Below are 18,102 nucleotides of genomic sequence, written 5' to 3' on the forward strand. Positions count from 1 at the left end.
TCTCGAGGTTTGCCTCTGATGTTTCGCTCAAAAGCTTGGTGGTTATCACTGAGTGCTTTCGTTTTCGATCTGGCCGCCGTCCTGAGCGCGTGGCTGATCGCGTACGTCATCCGTTTCAATGGCGCCGTGCCGGTCGAATTCCGCGACGGCGCGTTGCACGCGCTCGTCTGGGTGCTGCCTGTCTACGGCGTAATGTTCCGCCTGTTCGGCCTGTATCGCGGGATGTGGGTGTTCGCGAGCCTGCCCGACCTGTTGCGGATTTCGAAGGCGGTCGCGAGCGGCGCATTGCTGTCGATGATCCTCGCGGTGATGGTGCAGCCCACCCCGATCATTCCGCGCTCGGTGCTGCTGGTCTCGCCGCTGTTCCTGTTCCTCGCGATGGGCGGCGCGCGCGCGCTGTATCGCGCGGCCAAAGAGTTCTATCTGTACGGCGGTCTGGTCGCGCAAGGCAAGCCGGTCGTCGTGCTCGGCGCCGGCACCGCGGGCGCGATGCTGGCGCGCGAGCTGTCGCGTTCGAGCGAATGGCGGCTGATCGGCCTGCTCGACGACGACGTCTCCAAGCACGGCCGCGAAATCTACGGCTACAAAGTGCTCGGCGCGATCGACACGCTCCCCGAAATCGCCGACGCGATGAAGACCGAATACGCGATCATCGCGATTCCGTCCGCGTCGGTCGAGCAGCAGCGCCGCGCGGCGACGCTGTGCGTGCGCGCCGGCGTGCGCGCGATGGTGCTGCCCGCGCTGACCGACATGGCCGGCGGCCAGGCGTCGCTGTCCCAGGTGCGCAACATCGATCTGGAGGATCTGCTGGGCCGCGAGCCGGTGTGGATCGATACCCCGCACGTCGAAGCGCTGCTGCGTGATCGCGTAGTGATGGTGACCGGAGCGGGCGGTTCGATCGGCTCGGAGCTGTGCCGGCAGATCCTGCGTTTCGGGCCGGCCCAGCTGATCGCGCTCGATCTGTCCGAATACGCGATGTACCGGCTGCTCGAAGAACTGCAGGAACGCTTTCCGGGCGTCGCACTGGTGCCGGTGGTCGGCGACGCGAAAGACTCGCTGCTGCTCGATCAGGTGATGGCGCGCCACACGCCGCACATCGTCTATCACGCGGCCGCTTACAAGCACGTGCCGCTGATGGAAGAGCAGAACGCATGGCAGGCGGTGCGCAACAACGTGCTCGGCACCTACCGGGTTGCGCGCGCGGCGATTCGCCATGACGTGAAGCGCTTCGTGCTGATTTCGACCGACAAGGCCGTCAACCCGACCAACGTGATGGGCGCGAGCAAGCGGCTGGCAGAGATGGTCTGTCAGGCGTTGCAGCAGACCAGCGAGCGCACGCCGCTGGAGACCGTGCGGTTCGGCAACGTGCTGGGCAGCGCGGGCAGCGTGATCCCGAAGTTCCAGCAGCAGATCGCCAAGGGCGGCCCGGTCACGGTGACCCACCCCGAAATCACCCGTTTCTTCATGACGATTCCGGAGGCGTCGCAGCTGGTGCTGCAGGCGTCCAGCATGGGGCAGGGCGGCGAAATCTTCGTGCTGGACATGGGCGAGCCGATGAAGATCGCCGATCTGGCGCGCGATCTGATCAAGCTGTACGGCTTCTCCGAAGAGCAGATCCGGATTGAGTTCACCGGCCTGCGTCCGGGCGAAAAGCTCTACGAAGAACTGCTCGCCGACGACGAAACGACCACCCGCACCCCGCACGCGAAGCTGCGCATCGCGCAGGCGCGCGGCGTCGCCGACAATCTGCTCGACGAACTGCTGCCGTGGCTGATGCAGCACCGCGTGCTCAACGACGACGAAGTGCGCCGCGATCTGCGCCGCTGGGTCCCCGAGTATCAGCCCGCCGCCGCGACGCCGACGCTGCGCAGCGTGCCGGTGCCGATCACCAAGAAGGCTTCGTGAAGCAAGGTCGACGAAGCCGCGAGCAATAAAAAAAGCGCCCGAGGGCGCTTTTTTTACGTCTACCGCTTCGCCTTCCTGACCACCATCCAGCGCGGCGACTTGAACCGCACGATGCTCACATACAGCCACACATAGGTCGCCGCGAACACCACGACGAAGCAGAACAGGTGCAGCGTGTGGCGCCAGAACAGCGTCGCCGGCACGACCGCGATCAGGCACAGCAGCCACAAATAAGGCGACGTCAGCGAGTTGCGGCGCGTCAGCTCGCGCGCGGTGCGCGCGCCGACCGCCCAGCGCATCAGCCGCTTGTAGACCAGCATATGCAGGTGCACGCCGTCGGGAATGCCCGGCGACATCCCGCGAATGAATTTCTTCCGGTAGATCGAGAAGCAGGTCTCGAAGATCGGGTACATGAACAGCAGCACCGGATACCATGCGGACACGTCGCGATTGCGCATCACCAGCAGGATCGACAGTTCGGCGAGCATGAAGCCGATGAAGTACGCGCCGCCGTCGCCGAGAAAGATCAGCCCGGCCGGGAAGTTCCAGATGAAGAAGCCGAGCACCGCGCCCATCATCATGAACGACGCGGACAGCACGACCGGATCGTGCACCTGGAACGCGACGTACGCGAGCGACGCGAACATCATGAACGCGACCATCGACGCAAGGCCGTTGAAGCCGTCGATGATATTGATCGCGTTGGCGAGCGCAGCCACCGCGAGCACGGTGACCACGAACGAGATCGCCGCGTACGACAGCAAAAAGTCGAGCGGCGGCACGCTGATGCGGGTGACCGCGATATCGAGCAGGAAAAACGCGAGCGCGGCGGCGGCCATCGTGCAGATCAGCCGCGCGAGCGGCGACACCCGCTTGGTCAGATCCTCGACGAGCCCCGAGCCGAACGCCGGCAGCCCGCACGCGATCAGGCCGAGAATTCCGCCCGACACCGCCGGATACGCGCGATGCAGCTGCACCGCCGACGCGAGCAGACCGAGCAGGATGCCGGCGCCGCCGATACGCGGCACCGGGCGCGCGTGGAATTTCTGCACGCCGGCCAGATCGCTATCGGTCGAGAATTTTTCATGCAGATGCGCATAACGCACGATCAACAGAGTGATCAGCAGGGAAACGAGAAAGCCGAGCGCAAAACTGAGCATGAAAGTGGGCCTGAGCGAAGACGCGGAATTATACAAACGAAACGCATCGCGACCGCCGCGCGGCACGGTGCCGAAGCTTGCGGAAGCGGGCCTCGAAAATCCCAGATAGTGACGTTTTAGTCGCCCGCCGAGGCCCGCCGGTGCTGGCTTCTCATGGATTTCACCTATGTGGCGAAGTTAGGCAAACGCCGTAAACCGGGATGCGGCGCGGTGTACGTCGCGCGCAACAACCGCTGGAGACCCAATGCTAAACAACATCACAATTCGTGGCGGACTGACGCTCGTGATCAGCGTGTTCGTCGCTTTCCTGCTGACGGTGATCGCTGTCGGCTACGGCGCGCTGAAGCTCGCCAACGACAGCCTCACCGACACGCAGCGCAGCACCGCCGCGCTGTCGCATCTGAAGGCCAGCTCGGAAAAGCTGCTGCAGGTGCAGCTCGCGTTGGGCACCTATCAGACGCTGTTCAGCGTCGGCAAGCAGACCGACGATCTGCTGCCGGCCGCGCACAAGCTGCTGGTCGAATCGAACAAGGATTTCCGCAACTACATGGCCGGCCCGTTCGCGAGCGAGGCCGAGCGCAAGCTCGCGCAAAACGTCGAACAGACGCGCGCGGCGCTGGTCGACAAGGCGATCGAGCCGGAATTCACGGCGCTGACCGATTTCGACTTCAACACCTTCCGCAACATTCAGGGCGATACCGCGAACAGCTTCTACGCGACCTATTCGAAGGCGATCGACGCGCTCGAAACCGCCCAGCTCGACGATCAGCATCGGCAGGCCGCGACCGGCGCGCAGCGCTTCCAGTTCGCGACGCTGCTGTTCGGCGCGATCGCGGTGATCGCGCTCGTGATCGGCGTGGGCGCGCGCATCGCGTTGTCGGCGGCGCTGATTAAGCCGGTCAACGCGACGGTCAAGCACTTCGAGCGGATCGCGGCGGGCGACCTGAGCGTCGCGATCAAGGTGCGCTCGCGCAACGAGATGGGCCAGCTGCTCGGCGCGCTGACGCGGATGCGCGACGGCCTGATCGAAACGGTCGGCAAGGTGCGCGGCAGCACCAGCGCGATCACCCAGGGCGCGAACGAAATCGCGTCGGGCAACGCCGATCTGTCGGCCCGCACCGAGCAGCAGGCGGCCGCATTGCAGCAGACCGCGGCGAGCATGGAGCAGCTGTCGGCGACCGTCAAACAGAACGCCGACAACGCGAAGCAGGCGAACCGTCTCGCGCACGGCGCGCTCGATACGGTCACGCGCGGCGGCACGGTGGTGTCGCGGGTGACGGAGACGATGGACGGCATCAGCGAATCGTCGCGCAAGGTCACCGAGATCATCGGGATGATCGAGGGGATCGCGTTTCAGACCAACATCCTCGCGCTGAACGCGGCGGTCGAGGCGGCGCGCGCGGGCGAGCAGGGGCGCGGGTTCGCGGTGGTGGCCTCGGAAGTGCGCAGCCTCGCGCAGCGCTCGGGCGCGGCGGCCAAGGAGATCAAGGAGCTGATCGGCGAATCGGCGGCGAAGGTCGAGGAGGGCGCCTCGCTGGTGTCGGACGCGCAGAAGACGATTCAGGAAGCGATGAAGGCGGTCGAGCGCGTGACCGGCGTGATGAGCGAGATCGAGGCGTCGGCGCTCGAGCAGAGCGACGGCATCGAGCAGGTCAACAAGGCGGTCTCGCAGATCGACGAAGTGACCCAGCACAACGCGGCGCTGGTCGAGCAGGCGGCCGCCGCGGCGAAGTCGCTGGAAGAGCAGGCGATCGTGCTGAAGGACGCGATTTCGGTGTTTCGTCTGGACGGGGCGTCGCCGGCGTTGGCCTGACGCGTGACGCCTGACTCCTGACACGGGCAACGGGGCTGACGGCGCGCGCGCCTGCGGAGCACCGCCGCTGCCGTCCCGCCGTTTTCGTTGTCCTCGCCGCCGAAAAGTCGCCTCAGGCTTTTCAGGTATGATTGCCGCGCGAAAAATAACGGCAACGAAATGGACTGAAGCGTGCAGGCGATGAAAAAGAAGGTCGCGGTGCTGTTCGGCACCCGTCCGGAAGCAATCAAAATGGCGCCTATCGTGCGGGCTCTGCACGAATCCCCGTACCTCGAGCCGCTGGTCATCGCGACCGCGCAACACCGCGACATGCTCGATCAGGTGCTGCACGTGTTCGGCATCCAGCCCGATCACGATCTGAACCTGATGCGGCCGAACCAGACGCTCGCCGGCCTGACGTCGCGCCTGATCGCGTCGATCGACGACGTGGTCCGCGACGCCGGCATCGCCGCGATGCTGGTGCAGGGCGACACGACCAGCGTGCTGGCCGGGTCGCTGGTGGCGTTCTACAACCGGATTCCGGTCGGCCACGTGGAAGCGGGACTGCGCACCCACGACATGAGCAATCCGTACCCCGAAGAAATGAACCGCGTGGTCACCGGGCGCTTGACCCGCTGGCACTTCGCGCCCACCGCGGCGTCCGCGCAAAATCTGCGCGACGAACGGTGCGCGGACGAGACCGTGTTCATGACCGGCAATACCGTGATCGATGCGCTGTTCGACGCGCGCCGCCATCCGCACAAAGCCGCGCGCGGCGTGCCGGCCGGCCGCCGGATGATGCTGGTGACGACCCACCGGCGGGAAAACTTCGGCGAGCCGCTGCGGCGCATCTGCGCGGCGGTGCTGGAATTGCTGGCGCGGGATCCTTCCCTCGACGTGCTGTTCCCGGTGCATCCGAATCCGAACGTGGCGTCGGTCGTGCGCGAATTGCTCGGGGAGCATCCGCGCGTCGAGTTATGTCCGGCGCTCGACTATCTGTCGTTCATCGCCGCGATGGAAGCTTCGTACCTGATTCTCAGCGATTCAGGCGGCGTGCAGGAAGAGGCGCCCGCGCTCGGCAAGCCGGTGCTGGTGCTGCGCGACGAGACCGAGCGGCCCGAGGCGGTCGCGATGGGCGTCGCGGAACTGGTCGGCACCGATACCGCGCGCATCGTCGAGAAAGCGTGGCAACTGCTTACCGACCCGGCCGCTTATCGCGAGATGGCGCAGGGTGCGTCGCCGTATGGCGACGGTCACGCGGCGCGTCGGATCGTCGAGATTCTCGAACGCGAGCTGGGGTGCCGCGAGCATTGCGCCGACACCCGTCAGCCTGCGCTGCTCGACGACCCCGCATAAGCGGCGGCCGTCCCGCGCGGCTGCGTGACTTACGCAAACCCCCGCGGATTCATCGACTGCCAGCGCCAGTGATCCGCGCACATGCGCTCGATCCCGTACTGCGCGCGCCAGCCGATGATCCGCTCGGCCGCCGCCGGATCGGCGAAGCACTGCGCGACGTCGCCCGGGCGGCGCGCGACGATCTCGTACGGCACCGGCCGGCCCGACGCCTTCTCGAACGAGCGCACCACGTCCAGCACGCTATAACCCTGCCCGGTGCCGAGATTGACGACGAAACTCGCATCGCGCTTGACCAGCGCATCGAGCGCCGCGAGGTGGCCGCGCGCCAGATCGACCACGTGGATGTAATCGCGCACGCCGGTGCCGTCGGGCGTCTCGTAGTCGCCGCCGAACACGCGCAGCTTCTCGAGCTTGCCCACCGCGACCTGCGCGACGTACGGCATCAGATTGTTCGGAATGCCGGCCGGGTCTTCACCGATCAACCCGCTCTCGTGCGCGCCGACCGGATTGAAATAGCGCAGCGTCGCGATCCGCCACGACGGATCCGACAGTTCCAGATCGCGCAGGATCTGCTCGGCGATCAGCTTCGACTGGCCATACGGATTGGTCGCCGACAGCGGGAACGATTCGTCGATCGGCGAGCTTTTCGGCACCCCGTAGACGGTCGCCGACGAGCTGAACACGAACTGCTTGACGTTGCGGTCGCGCATCACGCCGAGCAGCGTCAGCAGGCTGCCCACATTGTTCGCGTAGTACTCGAGCGGCTTCGCGACCGACTCGCCGACCGCCTTCAGCGCCGCGAAGTGAATCGCGCCGGTGATCGGATGCGCGTCGAAAATCCGCTGCAATGCCGCTTCGTCGCGCGCATCGTCCGCGTAGAACGTGACCGCGCGGCCGGTGATCTGCTCCACGCGCCGCAGCGATTCTTCCTTGCTGTTGACGAGGTTGTCGATCACCACGACATCGTAGCCGCCAGTAAGCAGTTCGACGCAGGTGTGCGAGCCGATGAAGCCCGCGCCGCCCGTTACCAGAATCGTGCCCTTCGTGGTCATGCTGTTGCTCCGTTAAAGTAAAACGCCCGTGATTTTCTGCACCAGGTCCTTATAGGTATCGACGACCTTGCGTTCGTCGAACTCCGTCGCGACTTTCTGTCGGCCGCGTTCGGCCATCGCGCGCCGCTCGGCGCCGCTCATGTCGAGCATGCGCGCGAGACTCGCGGCGAGGCTCCCGGCATTGCGTACTTCGCACAGCAGGCCGTTGACGCCGTCGGCCACCACTTCGCGGCAGCCGGGCACATCGGTCGCGACGATCGGCCGGCCCATCGCCGAGGCTTCCATCAGCGTGCGCGGCACACCTTCGCGATACGACGGCAGCACCACGCAATCGGCGTCGGCGATATGCGGGCGCACGTCGTGCGCTTCGCCGAGATATTCAATGACGCCTTCCCGTTCCCACGCGGCGACTTCGTCACGCGTGATCGCGCTCGGATTGTCGACGCCGACCGGCCCGAGCAGCTGGAAGCGCGCCTGCGGATAACGTTCGCGCAATTGCCGCGCGGCCTCCACGTATTCGCCGACGCCCTTGTCCCACAGCAGCCGCCCGATCAGCACGAAGCGAAACTGCGCGCGCTCGCGCAGCGGCGTGAACGCGAACTGTTCGAGATCGACGCCTTCGCCATGCAGCAGCCGCGCGCGTTCCGGATGCACGAGCAGCTTCTGTTCGACGAACGCGGCTTCGTCGTCGCGATTCAGAAACCACACTTCGCGCGGAAAACGGAACGCGAAACGATACAGCCTTTTGGCGATCTGCGCGGCGCGGCTCTGCTGGATGAACACGTAGCCGAGCCCCGTCGTCACCGCGACCGACTGCACACCGGCCAGCCTTGCCGCGATCGAGCCGTAGATGTTCGGCTTGATCGTGTAGTGAAACACCACGTGCGGACGAATGGTCCGGTACTGGCGATACAGCGCGAGCAGCGTGCGCAGATCCTCGCGCGGACTCGTGCCTTTCGACGCGACCGGCAACTCGATGCAGCGGCAGCCCATCGCGGTAAGCAGTTCGAACGTTCGGTCGCGCGGCGCGAGCACGGTGACGTCGACGCCGCGTCCGATCAACATGCGGATCAGCCCTTGCCGATAGGTATAGATTGCCCAGGCCGTGTTGCAGACGAGTGTAATGCGCAGCGCGGGCGTCGACTTGAAAGAGGGCTTCATGCGATGAAGAACAGGGTGTTGAGTGAAACGGCCAGGACGTTGATCCGAAGCGTCCACGCGACGCGGGTTGCGCGCCACGTTCAATGACCGGCGCGCGGCGCGAGCAGCTTCCGCTTGACCCGCTGCAACGTGCGATAGGGCAGCAGCAGATGCAGCAGATTCTTCGCGAGTCCCAGCCAGTCGTACGGATTGAGCGGGTTGAAGTAGCGCAGTTGCAGCCGCAGCGTCGAGCCGATCTGGCGGCGCCGCTTCGTCGCGCTGATCCCGCCTTCGTTCAACTCGTAGTACAGGCCGAGCTCCGGCAGATTCGCGCACTCGTAACGCTCCATCAAACGGACGAACAGATCGAGGTCTTCGGCCGAACGATACGCGGCCCGATAGTTGCCGACTGTGCGCACGGCATCGATACGCAGCATCATCGACGGATGCGCGAGGCATGAGCGGAAAAAACGTTGCTGGCGGATCGCGTGCGGTTCGGCCGGCGGCGTCAGCATGAAGAGCGGCTCGCCCGCGCGCGACACCACCTGGGTCCACATGCCGAGGCCCGCGACGCGCGGATGCGCTTCCATATATGCGCGCTGTTTTGCGAGCCGTTGCGGCACCGCGCGGTCGCCCGCATCGATTCGGGCTGCATAACGAAAGCCGCGCTGCGCGAGCGCGTCGATGCCGGTTTGCAGCGCGCGTTCGATACCGCCGTTCTGCGCGAGCCGAAGTACTTCGATCCGCAGGTTCGGCAGCGCCGGCGCGACGATCGGCGGGGTGCTGCCGTCATCGACGATCAGTATGTGCACCAGCGCACTTTCTTCAAACGACGCGAGCGTAAGATTCACGTCCGCCTGGCCGTTGTACGCGGGGATCAGTACCGCGACATCGTCGAGCGTGGTTTGCGCGGTGGCGGATGCATTCGTCATGGGCGCAATTTGAAACGGATGTAATAAAGATTAACCGCGGCGGCCGCCAGATAACCGGCCGCGAGACCCACCAGCGCGCCGTACGCGCCGAGTCGTTCGATGGCCAGCAGATTGACCACGAACGCGACCGCGAGCGCGAGCAGCCACTTGGAGAGCAACACGAATTTGGCCTGATACTTGAGCACGACGAGGTTGCCGATCGCTTCGATGCCGGCCGGCACCGACAGCCACACGGCCCAGCGGAAGATGTCGATCGCGCCTTCGAAATCCGGCCCGAACACCCGGCGGATGATGAAGCCCGCGAGCAGATCGAGCACTGCCGCGCCGGCGATCATCAGCAGCGCGGTCAGCGCGGTGAGGCGCCACATATTGCGGCGCAGTTGCGCGAGGTTCTGCACCCGGTAGACGAAGGCCGGCGCGATCGTTTGCGCGAGCATCAGCGCGAGCGTGATCCAGTTTTCGTTCAGTTGCTGGGCGGCCGAATAGCGGCCGAGGTCGGCGAACGAGATCGCGCGCTCGAGCATCAGCCGGTCCAGTTTCAGAAACAAATACATACAGATTAGGCCGAGCCAGAACACCGTCCCCGCGCTCGCGAAGTGTTTGAATAGTGTTTTGTCGATCTGCCAGCCGAGCTTGCCGCCGTGACGGCGCATGAAGTAGAGCAGCAGCACCGCGCCGATCGCCGCGGATTCGAGCGCCCACAGCCAGCCGAAACGCGCGGGCGCGGCCGCGGCGCGCACCAGCAGATACACGCCGGCGGCCTTCAGGATCGCGGTGCTCATGCTGGTCAGCAATTGCGGCTTGCTGAAGGTCATGCTTTGCAGCCACGCGTTGATCACGCCGACGAACGGCTCGCGAAACAGCATCGTCACCGCGAGGCCGGCGAGCATCGCGCCGACCAGCGGCTCGAACAGATGCAGCGCGATGCCGAGCCATGTCGCCAGCAACGCGAGCGCCGACACCGAGATACGCAGCGCGAACGCGCTGCCGAGCACGGTGCCGAGTTGTTCGGGCGGCCGGTTGACGATGGTCGGCACGAGGATTTCGGCGCCGCACACCCAGGTGATCGGCGAGAGCACCAGCAGCAACGTATTCGCGTACTGCCATTTGCCGAAGGTGTCGGGACCGAAGTAGCGCGCGAGTATCCCGCTGATCACGATCGCGACGCCGATCTGCGTGAGCCGCTCGAGTCCGAGCCAGACGATGTTCGTGAATGCGCGGGTGACGTCGGGATTGGCGAAGCGTTTGAGCGTCAGCATCCGGTGCGCGCTCGCCGCTGCGGGTGGTGTGTAGCGCCCTCGGTGATCGTGTGGATCGGCTTGAAAATGGCTGTCCCGGTGGTTATCGCAGCGGCCTTGAAAATGCCTCGCAGCGCGCTCGCCCGCCCGGCCGGCAGCCGCGGCAACTTTACTAAAGGAGGGCGTCTAAGCATTAGAATGGCGTTATTCGGGCTGGTCAGAAGAACGCAATTATAAGTTGGAACCGGACCGCTTCCGGCAAGGGCGCATCGCGGCGTGGCAACGCCCGGTTTTACCGCGAATTTACCGATTTCCGGCGATGCGCAGGTCAAAAATTTCCATTGCACGCAAGTGAGCCATCATGATCTCCAAATCCATTTTCAAGGCGTATGACATTCGCGGCGTCATCGGCAAAACGCTCGACGCGGATGCGGCGCGTTCCATCGGCCGCGCCTTCGGTAGCGAAGTGCGCGCGCAGGGCGGCGACGCGGTCGTCGTCGCGCGCGATGGGCGTCTGTCGGGTCCCGAACTGATCCAGGCGTTGTCGGAAGGTCTGCGTGCGGCCGGCGTCGACGTGGTCAACGTCGGCATGGTGCCGACCCCGGTCGGCTACTTCGCGGCGAGCGTGCCGCTGCAACTGCCGGGCGGCGAGCGCCGCGTCGATTCGTGCATCGTCGTCACCGGTAGCCATAACCCGCCGGACTACAACGGCTTCAAGATGGTGCTGCGCGGCGCCGCCATTTACGGCGAACAGATCCTCGCGCTGCATCAGCGCATCGTCGAGAGCAACTTTGCCGACGGTAGCGGCAGCTACACCGAATACGACATCAGCGATGCGTATCTCGAACGCATTACGAGTGACGTGAAGCTCGCGCGTCCGATCAAGATCGTCGTCGACACCGGCAACGGCGTCGCCGGCGCGCTGGCGCCGCAGCTGTTCAAGAAGCTCGGCTGCGAACTGGTCGAACTGTTCACCGAAGTCGACGGCAACTTCCCGAACCATCACCCGGACCCGGCTCACCCGGAAAACCTCGAAGACGTGATTCGCGCGCTGAAGGAAACCGACGCCGAAATCGGCTTCGCGTTCGACGGCGACGGCGACCGTCTCGGCGTGGTCACCAAAGACGGCCAGATCATCTACCCGGACCGTCAGCTGATGCTGTTCGCCGAGGAAGTGCTGTCGCGCAACAAGGGCGCGCAGATCATTTACGACGTGAAGTGCACGCGTAACCTCGCGAAGTGGGTGAAGGAAAAGGGCGGCGAGCCGCTGATGTGGAAGACCGGCCACTCGCTGGTGAAGGCGAAGCTGCGCGAAACCGGCGCGCCGCTGGCGGGCGAAATGAGCGGCCACGTGTTCTTCAAGGACCGCTGGTACGGTTTCGACGACGGCCTGTACACCGGCGCGCGTCTGCTCGAAATCCTCACGCGCGTGCAGGACCCGAGCAAGCTGCTCAATTCGCTGCCGAACTCGCACTCCACGCCGGAGCTGCAACTGAAGCTCGAAGAGGGTGAAAACTTCGAACTGATCGCGCGTCTGCAGCAAAGCGCGACGTTCACCGGCGCGGACAACGTCGTGAAGATCGACGGTCTGCGGGTCGAGTATCCGGACGGTTTCGGTCTCGCGCGTTCGTCGAACACGACGCCGGTCGTCGTGATGCGTTTCGAGGCCGACAACGACGCGGCGCTCAAGCGCATCCAGGAAGACTTCCGCCGCGTGATCCTGGCGGAAAAGGCCGATGCGAAACTGCCGTTCTGACGGCTGATGCCGGTCGATGCCGACTGATTGCGCGGCGTGCCTCGGCCTGTCGCGAAACCATCGGCAACGGCTCGCAGCGGGGCAGTCGCCTATGAACGCGGCGCGGGTTTCTTACCCGCGCCGCGTTTTTCATGTATTAAAGATCCGACGCGCTAGAATTGCGCTCCTTTCAACGCATTTTCGAGCCGGATAACCGGTTTTCCCACACTTGAGCGCGCAAAAGATATTGATCGTGAGGGTGTCGTCACTCGGCGACGTCGTTCACAACATGCCGGCAATCGCCGACATCCGGCGCCGCCATCCGGACGCGCAGATCGACTGGCTGGTCGAGGAAAGCTTCGTCGGGCTCGTCGAACTCGTGACCGGCGTGCGGCGCGCGATTCCGGTGTCGCTGCGGCGCTGGCGCAAGCGCATCCTGTCGGTCGACAACTGGCGCGAGATCGGCGCGTTTCGCCGCGCGCTCGTGGCCGAGAACTACGACCTCGTGATCGATTGCCAGGGCTTGATCAAGACCGCGTGGGTCGCGAGCATGGCGCGCGGCCCGCTGGTGGGTCTCGGCAACCGCACCGACGGCGCCGGCTACGAATGGCCGGTGCGCTTCTTCTATGACCGGCGCGTGCCGATCGAGCCGCGTACCCACGTGGTCGAGCGGACTCGCCAACTGGTCGCCGCGGCGCTCGACGACCCGGCGCCGCAACCGACCGACGAGATCGACTTCGGTCTCGACACCGGGCGCGCGGCGCTGGCGCTGTCGCAAGCCAATCTGAATCTGCCGGTGCCTTACGTGGTGTTCGTGCACGCGACTTCGCGCGCCGACAAGCAGTGGCCCGATACCGCGTGGATCGAACTGGGCCAGTCGCTGGTGCGGCGCGGCGCGTCGATCGTGCTGCCGTGGGGCAGCGACGCCGAGCGCGCGACCAGCGAACGGCTCGCGAAGGAATTCGGCGCGGCCGCGATCGTGCCGCCGAAGCTGTCGCTGCCGGCGGTGGTCGGGCTGATCGACGGCGCGGCCGCGACGGTCGGGGTGGACACCGGTCTGGTTCACATCGCCGCGGCGCTGAAGCGGCCGACGGTCGAGTTGTACAATTTCTCGACCGCGTGGCGTACCGGCGGCTACTGGTCGCCGAACGTCGTTAATCTCGGCTCGGCCGGACAGCCGCCCACGCTCCAACAGGTCAAGTCGGCGCTGGCCGCTTTCGGTCTGCTGTAAGCGGGACCGGCAGGCAACCGCAGCCGCGGCAACCGTCGGTGCGCTTCGCCTCGCGCACCCTCCGTATTCAAGGGCGACCATGAACGAAACCCAGATCATCGAAGTAGCGAACGCCGACTGGCACGGCCGCAATCTGTCCGTGCCGCGCGAGACGCTGCTGGCCGGCGTCGAGCGCGGCAAGGTGCTGTACTTCCCGAACCTGCGCTTTGCGATCGAAGGCGGCGAGCAGGCGCTGCTCGACCCGGCGCTCGCCGATCCGAACCGCAAGAACATCAGCCTCGAACCGAACGGCGGCGCGCTGCACGGCGTGGCCGGCGACGCGGTCACGCAGTCGGCGGTGCGCGCGTTGATCGCGCGTTATCAGGCCAATGCCCGCACGCTGGTCGATGGGCTGTTTCCCGAATACGACGGCAAGCTGCGCGTCGCGCCGACCAGTCTGCGGCTGCATCAGGTCGAAACGCGCGAAACTTCGTGGCGCAAGGACGATAGCCGTCTGCACGTCGACGCGTTTCCATCGCGGCCGAATTACGGCGAGCGCATTTTGCGGGTGTTCACCAACGTCAATCCGCACGGCGCGCCGCGCGTGTGGCGCGTCGGCGAACCGTTCGAGGATATGGCGCAGCGTTTTCTGCCGCGCATCAAGCCGCAGATGCCGGGCGCGGCCTGGCTGCTGAATCTGCTGCACATCACCAAGACGCCGCGCAGCGAGTACGACCATCTGATGCTGCATCTGCACGACGGGATGAAGGCCGATCTCGACTATCAGAAGAGCAGTCCGCAGCAGACCATGCCGTTTCCGCCGGGCAGCGTGTGGGTGTGCTTCTCCGATCAGACTTCGCATGCGGTGATGTCCGGCCAGTTCATGATGGAACAGACCTTCTTCCTGCCGGTCAAGGCGATGGCGCAACCCGAATGCGCGCCGCTCGGCATTCTCGAGCGCCTGAAGGGCAGGGCGCTGGTTTGAACGCGGCGGTTCGTTCTTTCGCGGTGCCGGCGTCGCCGGCCCGCTCGCCGCGCTGTGCGCCGAACCCGCGGCGCATGCGTATCTCTCCGTTCGATTTTTGCTGCCACCCGGAGTCTCGATGCTAAGAGCGATTTATCGCGCGCTCTGGTGGCTGATCGCGCCGCTGGCGGTGTTGCGTCTGCTGATCCGTTCACGCAAGGAGCGCGGTTATCGCGAGCATATCGGCGAGCGTTTCGGTTATTCGCGCGGGCGTTTGCCTGAGCATTCCGCGCCGTTGATCTGGGTGCATGCGGTGTCGGTCGGCGAGACGCGCGCCGCGCAACCGCTGATCGATGCGCTGATGAAGGCGCGGCCCGATGCGCGCATCCTGTTGACTCATATGACGCCGAGCGGTCGTGCGACCGGCATCGAGATTTTCGGCGACCGGGTGCTGCGCAGCTATCTGCCGTACGACATGCCGGGCGCTGTGCGGCGCTTTCTGCGCGCGTGGCGCCCGACCCTCGGGCTGGTGATGGAAACCGAGGTGTGGCCGACGCTGATCGACGAATGCCGGCGCGCGGACGTGCCGCTGGTGCTGACCAATGCGCGGATGTCGGCGCGTTCGTATCGTCGCGCGGCGAAGTTCGGCGGCGCGACGAAGGACGTGTTCGGTGGCTTTGCGCGCGTGCTTGCGCAAAGTCCTTCGGATGCCGAACGGCTGAGCGCGCTCGGTGCACGCAACGTCGCGGTGCTCGGTAATCTGAAGTTCGATATGAGCACGCCGCCCGAACTGGCGGCGCGCGGTCATGCGTGGCGCGCGGCGATCGGTGCGCGGCCGGTGTGGGTTGCGGCGAGTACTCGCGAGGGGGAAGAAGCGTTGGTGCTCGACGCGTTCGCGGCGCTCGGCGTCGACGATGCATTGCTGATTCTGGTGCCGCGTCATCCGCAGCGCTTCAACGAGGTCGCCGCGCTGGTCGATAAGGCGGGGCTGCGGATCGAGCGGCGCTCGACATGGGCGCCCGATGCGAAGGTTGCGTCGGCGGCGCTTGGCGCCGAGGGCGGAGTGGCTGCGTTGCCGCGCGATGTGAAGGTGCTGCTCGGCGATTCGATGGGCGAGTTGGGCGCTTATTACGCGGCTTCGGATCTGGCGTTTATCGGCGGCAGTCTGTTGCCGCTCGGTGGGCAGAACCTGATCGAGGCTTGTGCGGTCGGTGTGCCGGTGCTGATCGGGCCGCATGTGTTCAACTTCACGCAGGCTACCGCCGATGCGGTCGCGGCCGGCGCCGCGGTGCAGGTGCGGGATCCGGCCGATCTGGCGCGGGCGTTGCGGGAGCTGTTCGGCGATAAGGCGCGCCGGCTCGCGATGGGCGGGGCGGCGGCGGCGTTTGCGGCGCGGCATCGTGGGGCGACCGCGCGGACGGTGGATGTGTTGGCGGCGTTGTTGCCGGAGTAGTAGGACAGAAGAGACGCCGTGCAATGCGGCGTCTTTTCTTCGCAGCCTCAAACCCTCAACAACCCCTTCTTCTCGATAAACGCGACCACCTCATCCAACCCGTCGAGCGCCTTCAGATTGCACATCACGAACGGCCGCTCGCCGCGCATCTTCTTCGCATCCGACGCCATCACGTCGAGGTTCGCGCCGACCATCGGCGCGAGGTCCGTCTTGTTGATCACCAACAGATCCGACTTCGTGATGCCCGGGCCGCCCTTGCGCGGAATCTTCTCGCCGCCCGCGACGTCGATCACGTAGATCGTCAGGTCCGACAGTTCCGGGCTGAATGTCGCCGCGAGATTGTCGCCGCCCGATTCGATGAACACGATGTCCGCATCCGGAAAGCGCGTGAGCATACGGTCGACCGCTTCGAGGTTGATCGACGCATCTTCGCGGATCGCCGTGTGCGGGCAGCCGCCCGTCTCGACGCCCATGATCCGCTCGGCCGGCAGCGCGCCCGCCACCGTCAGCAGGCGCTGATCTTCCTTCGTGTAGATGTCGTTGGTGATCGCGACGAGGTCGTACTGGTCGCGCATCGCCTTGCACAGCATTTCGAGCAGCGTGGTCTTGCCCGAGCCGACCGGGCCGCCGACGCCCACGCGCAGCGGCGGCAATTTCTTCGTGCGAGCGTTCATGTGAGCAGCGGGATGATGAGGTGCGTTCATGGTGAATTGTCCAGTGGTACTGAGCGTGCCGGGTGTGCGAGTCGTGCAAGCGCGGCTACGAGCGGAACAGCCGCGAATACTGCGACTCGTGACGCGCCGACAGAATGCCCAGTTGCGGCGCGAAGGTGTTGAGGTTCTCGCGCGAAGTGGCGAGCGCGCGCGTGACCGCCGCGTCGATCGGCTCGCGCAGCGCGACGATAATGCGTTGCCCCGCGAGCTGGCCGAGCGGCACCGCTTTCAGTGCGGCGGCCGCCTGGTTTTCGACCCAGCTGAACGCGTAGGCGGCGAGCGCGGCATCGGTCGCGGCGTCGTGCGCGTGGGCCGCGAATGCGAATGCGGTCGGCTGCGCGAGGGGGGTGATTGCGGCGAGCGTCGTGCGCCGGGCCGCGTCGCCCCATTCGAGCGATACGCACAGTTGCCGTAACGACCAACCCATTTGTTCAGTCTCGCGACGCAGTTCGGCGGACTCGCGGCTCGCGAGGAATTCCGCGTTCGCGTCGGCGAGAGCCGTGGCGTCGTGCATGCGCCAGCGTTCGATCTGCTGCGCGAGGAACGGCAGTTCGCCGCGCGCGAGCACATCGGTCAAACCGCTTGCGATCCACGCGCGGGCGGAATCGGCATCGGTGATCAACTGCGCTTCGATCGCGGCTTCGAGTCCTTGTGAATAGCTGAACGCGCCGATCGGCAACGCCGGCGACGCGAGATGCAGCAGCGCGGTGAGTTCAGCGATGCGCATGATGATGCGGGTGGTGCGAGTGCCCGCAGCAGTCGTCGTGGTCGTGCCCGTGGCTGTGCTCGTGATCGTGATCGTGATCGTGCTTGTGGGAGTGAGCTTCCGCGGTTTCGTGCGAATGCGCGTGAGCGTGCGAGCCCTCATGGTCGTGCGAATGACCGTGCGATCCGCTGTGATCATGAGCATGCCCGTGCGAATCATGCCCATGCCCATGATGCTCCCCAAACACCTGCTGCGCTATCGCATAGTCCTCAGCGAACGTCTCATCGTGCCCATGCTTATGCCCACCGCCATAAGCACCCGCTTCCGGCTGAAACGCCAACTCCACCCGCTCGACCGTCGCGCCAATGCGCGTGAGCATATCGGCGAGCACCGGATCGTATTCGAGCTTCAGATAATCGGCACCGACCTCAACCGGCGTATGCCGATTACCGAGGTGATACGCAGCACGCGTTAATGTGAGCGCATCGGCGGCGCGCACGAGCAGCACCGCTTCGGCCTTCGCGACGATCCGCACGAGGCCGCCGTCGTCGGCGATCAGCACGTCGCCGTCGCGCAGCACGGTGCCGCGCGGCAGCAGCACGGCGACTTCCTCGCCGTCATCGAGCATCGCGGCGAGGCGGCTCTTGCGCCGTTCGTCGAACGCGAGTGTCAGGGTCGGCGCGCGTTTCACGAGCACCGGGGCAAGCTTCAGATGCGGCGCGAGCCGCTTGTCGAGAGTACGCATG

Annotated in this window: 15 protein-coding genes; 7 read left to right on the forward strand and 8 right to left on the reverse strand. The window is 65.5% G+C overall.

Features of this window, described 5'->3' with window-relative positions:
* Nucleotides 1-18 precede the first annotated feature (18 nt).
* Nucleotides 19-1,905 carry a nucleoside-diphosphate sugar epimerase/dehydratase gene (locus BTH42_RS03440; protein WP_075295785.1) on the forward strand — a complete coding sequence of 629 codons (1,887 nt, stop codon included), beginning with the start codon at nucleotides 19-21 and terminating at the stop codon, nucleotides 1,903-1,905.
* Nucleotides 1,906-1,964: 59 nt separating this feature from the next.
* Here BTH42_RS03440 and BTH42_RS03445 read toward each other — a convergent pair whose 3' ends face one another.
* The gene (locus BTH42_RS03445) at nucleotides 1,965-3,065 is read right to left on the reverse strand and encodes a glycosyltransferase (RefSeq protein WP_075295787.1); all 1,101 of its coding nucleotides are present in this window, start codon (nucleotides 3,063-3,065) and stop codon (nucleotides 1,965-1,967) included.
* 244 nt (nucleotides 3,066-3,309) lie between these two features.
* On the opposite strand from BTH42_RS03445, the gene BTH42_RS03450 reads away from it, so the two are divergent.
* Nucleotides 3,310-4,878 (forward strand): methyl-accepting chemotaxis protein, encoded by a 1,569-nt coding sequence (locus BTH42_RS03450; protein WP_075295789.1) that lies wholly within the window; start codon nucleotides 3,310-3,312, stop codon nucleotides 4,876-4,878.
* A gap of 180 nt (nucleotides 4,879-5,058) precedes the next feature.
* Nucleotides 5,059-6,213, forward strand: a complete 1,155-nt coding sequence (gene wecB, locus BTH42_RS03455; RefSeq protein WP_075295791.1) for a non-hydrolyzing UDP-N-acetylglucosamine 2-epimerase — start codon at nucleotides 5,059-5,061, stop codon at nucleotides 6,211-6,213.
* A gap of 29 nt (nucleotides 6,214-6,242) precedes the next feature.
* Here the strand turns inward: wecB and galE are convergent, their stop codons facing one another.
* From galE to BTH42_RS03475, 4 genes are all read right to left on the reverse strand, one after another.
* Nucleotides 6,243-7,265 carry a UDP-glucose 4-epimerase GalE gene (gene galE, locus BTH42_RS03460; protein ID WP_075295793.1) on the reverse strand — a complete coding sequence of 341 codons (1,023 nt, stop codon included), beginning with the start codon at nucleotides 7,263-7,265 and terminating at the stop codon, nucleotides 6,243-6,245.
* 12 nt (nucleotides 7,266-7,277) lie between these two features.
* Nucleotides 7,278-8,426 carry a glycosyltransferase family 4 protein gene (locus BTH42_RS03465; RefSeq protein ID WP_075295795.1) on the reverse strand — a complete coding sequence of 383 codons (1,149 nt, stop codon included), beginning with the start codon at nucleotides 8,424-8,426 and terminating at the stop codon, nucleotides 7,278-7,280.
* 80 nt (nucleotides 8,427-8,506) lie between these two features.
* Entirely contained in the window at nucleotides 8,507-9,337 is an 831-nt protein-coding gene (locus BTH42_RS03470) for a glycosyltransferase (RefSeq protein ID WP_075295797.1), read from the reverse strand.
* Nucleotides 9,334-10,596: an oligosaccharide flippase family protein gene (locus BTH42_RS03475; protein ID WP_075295799.1), complete on the reverse strand. Its 1,263-nt coding sequence runs from the start codon at nucleotides 10,594-10,596 to the stop codon at nucleotides 9,334-9,336. Before BTH42_RS03475 ends, BTH42_RS03470 begins: the two co-directional genes overlap by 4 nt.
* Before the next feature lie 340 nt (nucleotides 10,597-10,936).
* On the opposite strand from BTH42_RS03475, the gene BTH42_RS03480 reads away from it, so the two are divergent.
* The 4 genes from BTH42_RS03480 to waaA all read left to right on the forward strand — a co-directional run bounded on the left by BTH42_RS03480 (nucleotide 10,937) and on the right by waaA (nucleotide 15,937).
* The gene (locus tag BTH42_RS03480) at nucleotides 10,937-12,331 is read left to right on the forward strand and encodes a phosphomannomutase/phosphoglucomutase (protein ID WP_075295801.1); all 1,395 of its coding nucleotides are present in this window, start codon (nucleotides 10,937-10,939) and stop codon (nucleotides 12,329-12,331) included.
* 208 nt (nucleotides 12,332-12,539) lie between these two features.
* On the forward strand, nucleotides 12,540-13,541 hold the full coding sequence (waaC, locus tag BTH42_RS03485) for a lipopolysaccharide heptosyltransferase I (RefSeq protein WP_075295803.1): 1,002 nt from the start codon (nucleotides 12,540-12,542) through the stop codon (nucleotides 13,539-13,541).
* 79 nt (nucleotides 13,542-13,620) lie between these two features.
* The gene (locus BTH42_RS03490; protein ID WP_075295805.1) at nucleotides 13,621-14,505 is read left to right on the forward strand and encodes a Kdo hydroxylase family protein; all 885 of its coding nucleotides are present in this window, start codon (nucleotides 13,621-13,623) and stop codon (nucleotides 14,503-14,505) included.
* 118 nt (nucleotides 14,506-14,623) lie between these two features.
* Nucleotides 14,624-15,937 carry a lipid IV(A) 3-deoxy-D-manno-octulosonic acid transferase gene (waaA, locus tag BTH42_RS03495; RefSeq protein WP_075295807.1) on the forward strand — a complete coding sequence of 438 codons (1,314 nt, stop codon included), beginning with the start codon at nucleotides 14,624-14,626 and terminating at the stop codon, nucleotides 15,935-15,937.
* Nucleotides 15,938-15,984: 47 nt separating this feature from the next.
* Here the strand turns inward: waaA and ureG are convergent, their stop codons facing one another.
* Genes ureG through ureE form a run of 3 tightly spaced genes read right to left on the reverse strand, consistent with a single transcriptional unit; the run spans nucleotide 15,985 to nucleotide 18,101 of the window.
* Nucleotides 15,985-16,641, reverse strand: coding sequence for an urease accessory protein UreG (gene ureG, locus BTH42_RS03500; RefSeq protein WP_075295809.1), 657 nt, complete (start codon nucleotides 16,639-16,641; stop codon nucleotides 15,985-15,987).
* A gap of 55 nt (nucleotides 16,642-16,696) precedes the next feature.
* Nucleotides 16,697-17,377 (reverse strand): urease accessory protein UreF, encoded by a 681-nt coding sequence (locus BTH42_RS03505; RefSeq protein WP_075295811.1) that lies wholly within the window; start codon nucleotides 17,375-17,377, stop codon nucleotides 16,697-16,699.
* Complete coding sequence (gene ureE, locus BTH42_RS03510) at nucleotides 17,364-18,101, reverse strand: urease accessory protein UreE (RefSeq protein WP_075295813.1); 738 nt, start codon at nucleotides 18,099-18,101, stop codon at nucleotides 17,364-17,366. The genes BTH42_RS03505 and ureE overlap by 14 nt, the downstream gene beginning before the upstream one ends.
* Between the last annotated feature and the right edge of the window lies 1 nt (nucleotide 18,102).

The sequence above is a fragment of the Burkholderia sp. SRS-W-2-2016 genome (assembly GCF_001931485.1).
Lineage (GTDB): Bacteria > Pseudomonadota > Gammaproteobacteria > Burkholderiales > Burkholderiaceae > Paraburkholderia.

Excerpts from the sequence above, each read along its gene's own strand:
- BTH42_RS03465 (WP_075295795.1), bottom strand. The coding sequence starts at position 8,426 with ATGAAGCCCTCTTTCAAGTCGACGCCCGCGCTGCGCATTACACTCGTC.
- BTH42_RS03475 (WP_075295799.1), bottom strand. The coding sequence starts at position 10,596 with ATGCTGACGCTCAAACGCTTCGCCAATCCCGACGTCACCCGCGCATTC.
- BTH42_RS03445 (WP_075295787.1), bottom strand. The coding sequence starts at position 3,065 with ATGCTCAGTTTTGCGCTCGGCTTTCTCGTTTCCCTGCTGATCACTCTG.
- BTH42_RS03440 (WP_075295785.1), top strand. The coding sequence starts at position 19 with ATGTTTCGCTCAAAAGCTTGGTGGTTATCACTGAGTGCTTTCGTTTTC.
- wecB (WP_075295791.1), top strand. The coding sequence starts at position 5,059 with ATGAAAAAGAAGGTCGCGGTGCTGTTCGGCACCCGTCCGGAAGCAATC.
- waaA (WP_075295807.1), top strand. The coding sequence starts at position 14,624 with ATGCTAAGAGCGATTTATCGCGCGCTCTGGTGGCTGATCGCGCCGCTG.
- BTH42_RS03470 (WP_075295797.1), bottom strand. The coding sequence starts at position 9,337 with ATGACGAATGCATCCGCCACCGCGCAAACCACGCTCGACGATGTCGCG.
- BTH42_RS03480 (WP_075295801.1), top strand. The coding sequence starts at position 10,937 with ATGATCTCCAAATCCATTTTCAAGGCGTATGACATTCGCGGCGTCATC.
- BTH42_RS03490 (WP_075295805.1), top strand. The coding sequence starts at position 13,621 with ATGAACGAAACCCAGATCATCGAAGTAGCGAACGCCGACTGGCACGGC.
- BTH42_RS03450 (WP_075295789.1), top strand. The coding sequence starts at position 3,310 with ATGCTAAACAACATCACAATTCGTGGCGGACTGACGCTCGTGATCAGC.
- ureG (WP_075295809.1), bottom strand. The coding sequence starts at position 16,641 with ATGAACGCACCTCATCATCCCGCTGCTCACATGAACGCTCGCACGAAG.
- BTH42_RS03505 (WP_075295811.1), bottom strand. The coding sequence starts at position 17,377 with ATGCGCATCGCTGAACTCACCGCGCTGCTGCATCTCGCGTCGCCGGCG.
- ureE (WP_075295813.1), bottom strand. The coding sequence starts at position 18,101 with ATGCGTACTCTCGACAAGCGGCTCGCGCCGCATCTGAAGCTTGCCCCG.
- galE (WP_075295793.1), bottom strand. The coding sequence starts at position 7,265 with ATGACCACGAAGGGCACGATTCTGGTAACGGGCGGCGCGGGCTTCATC.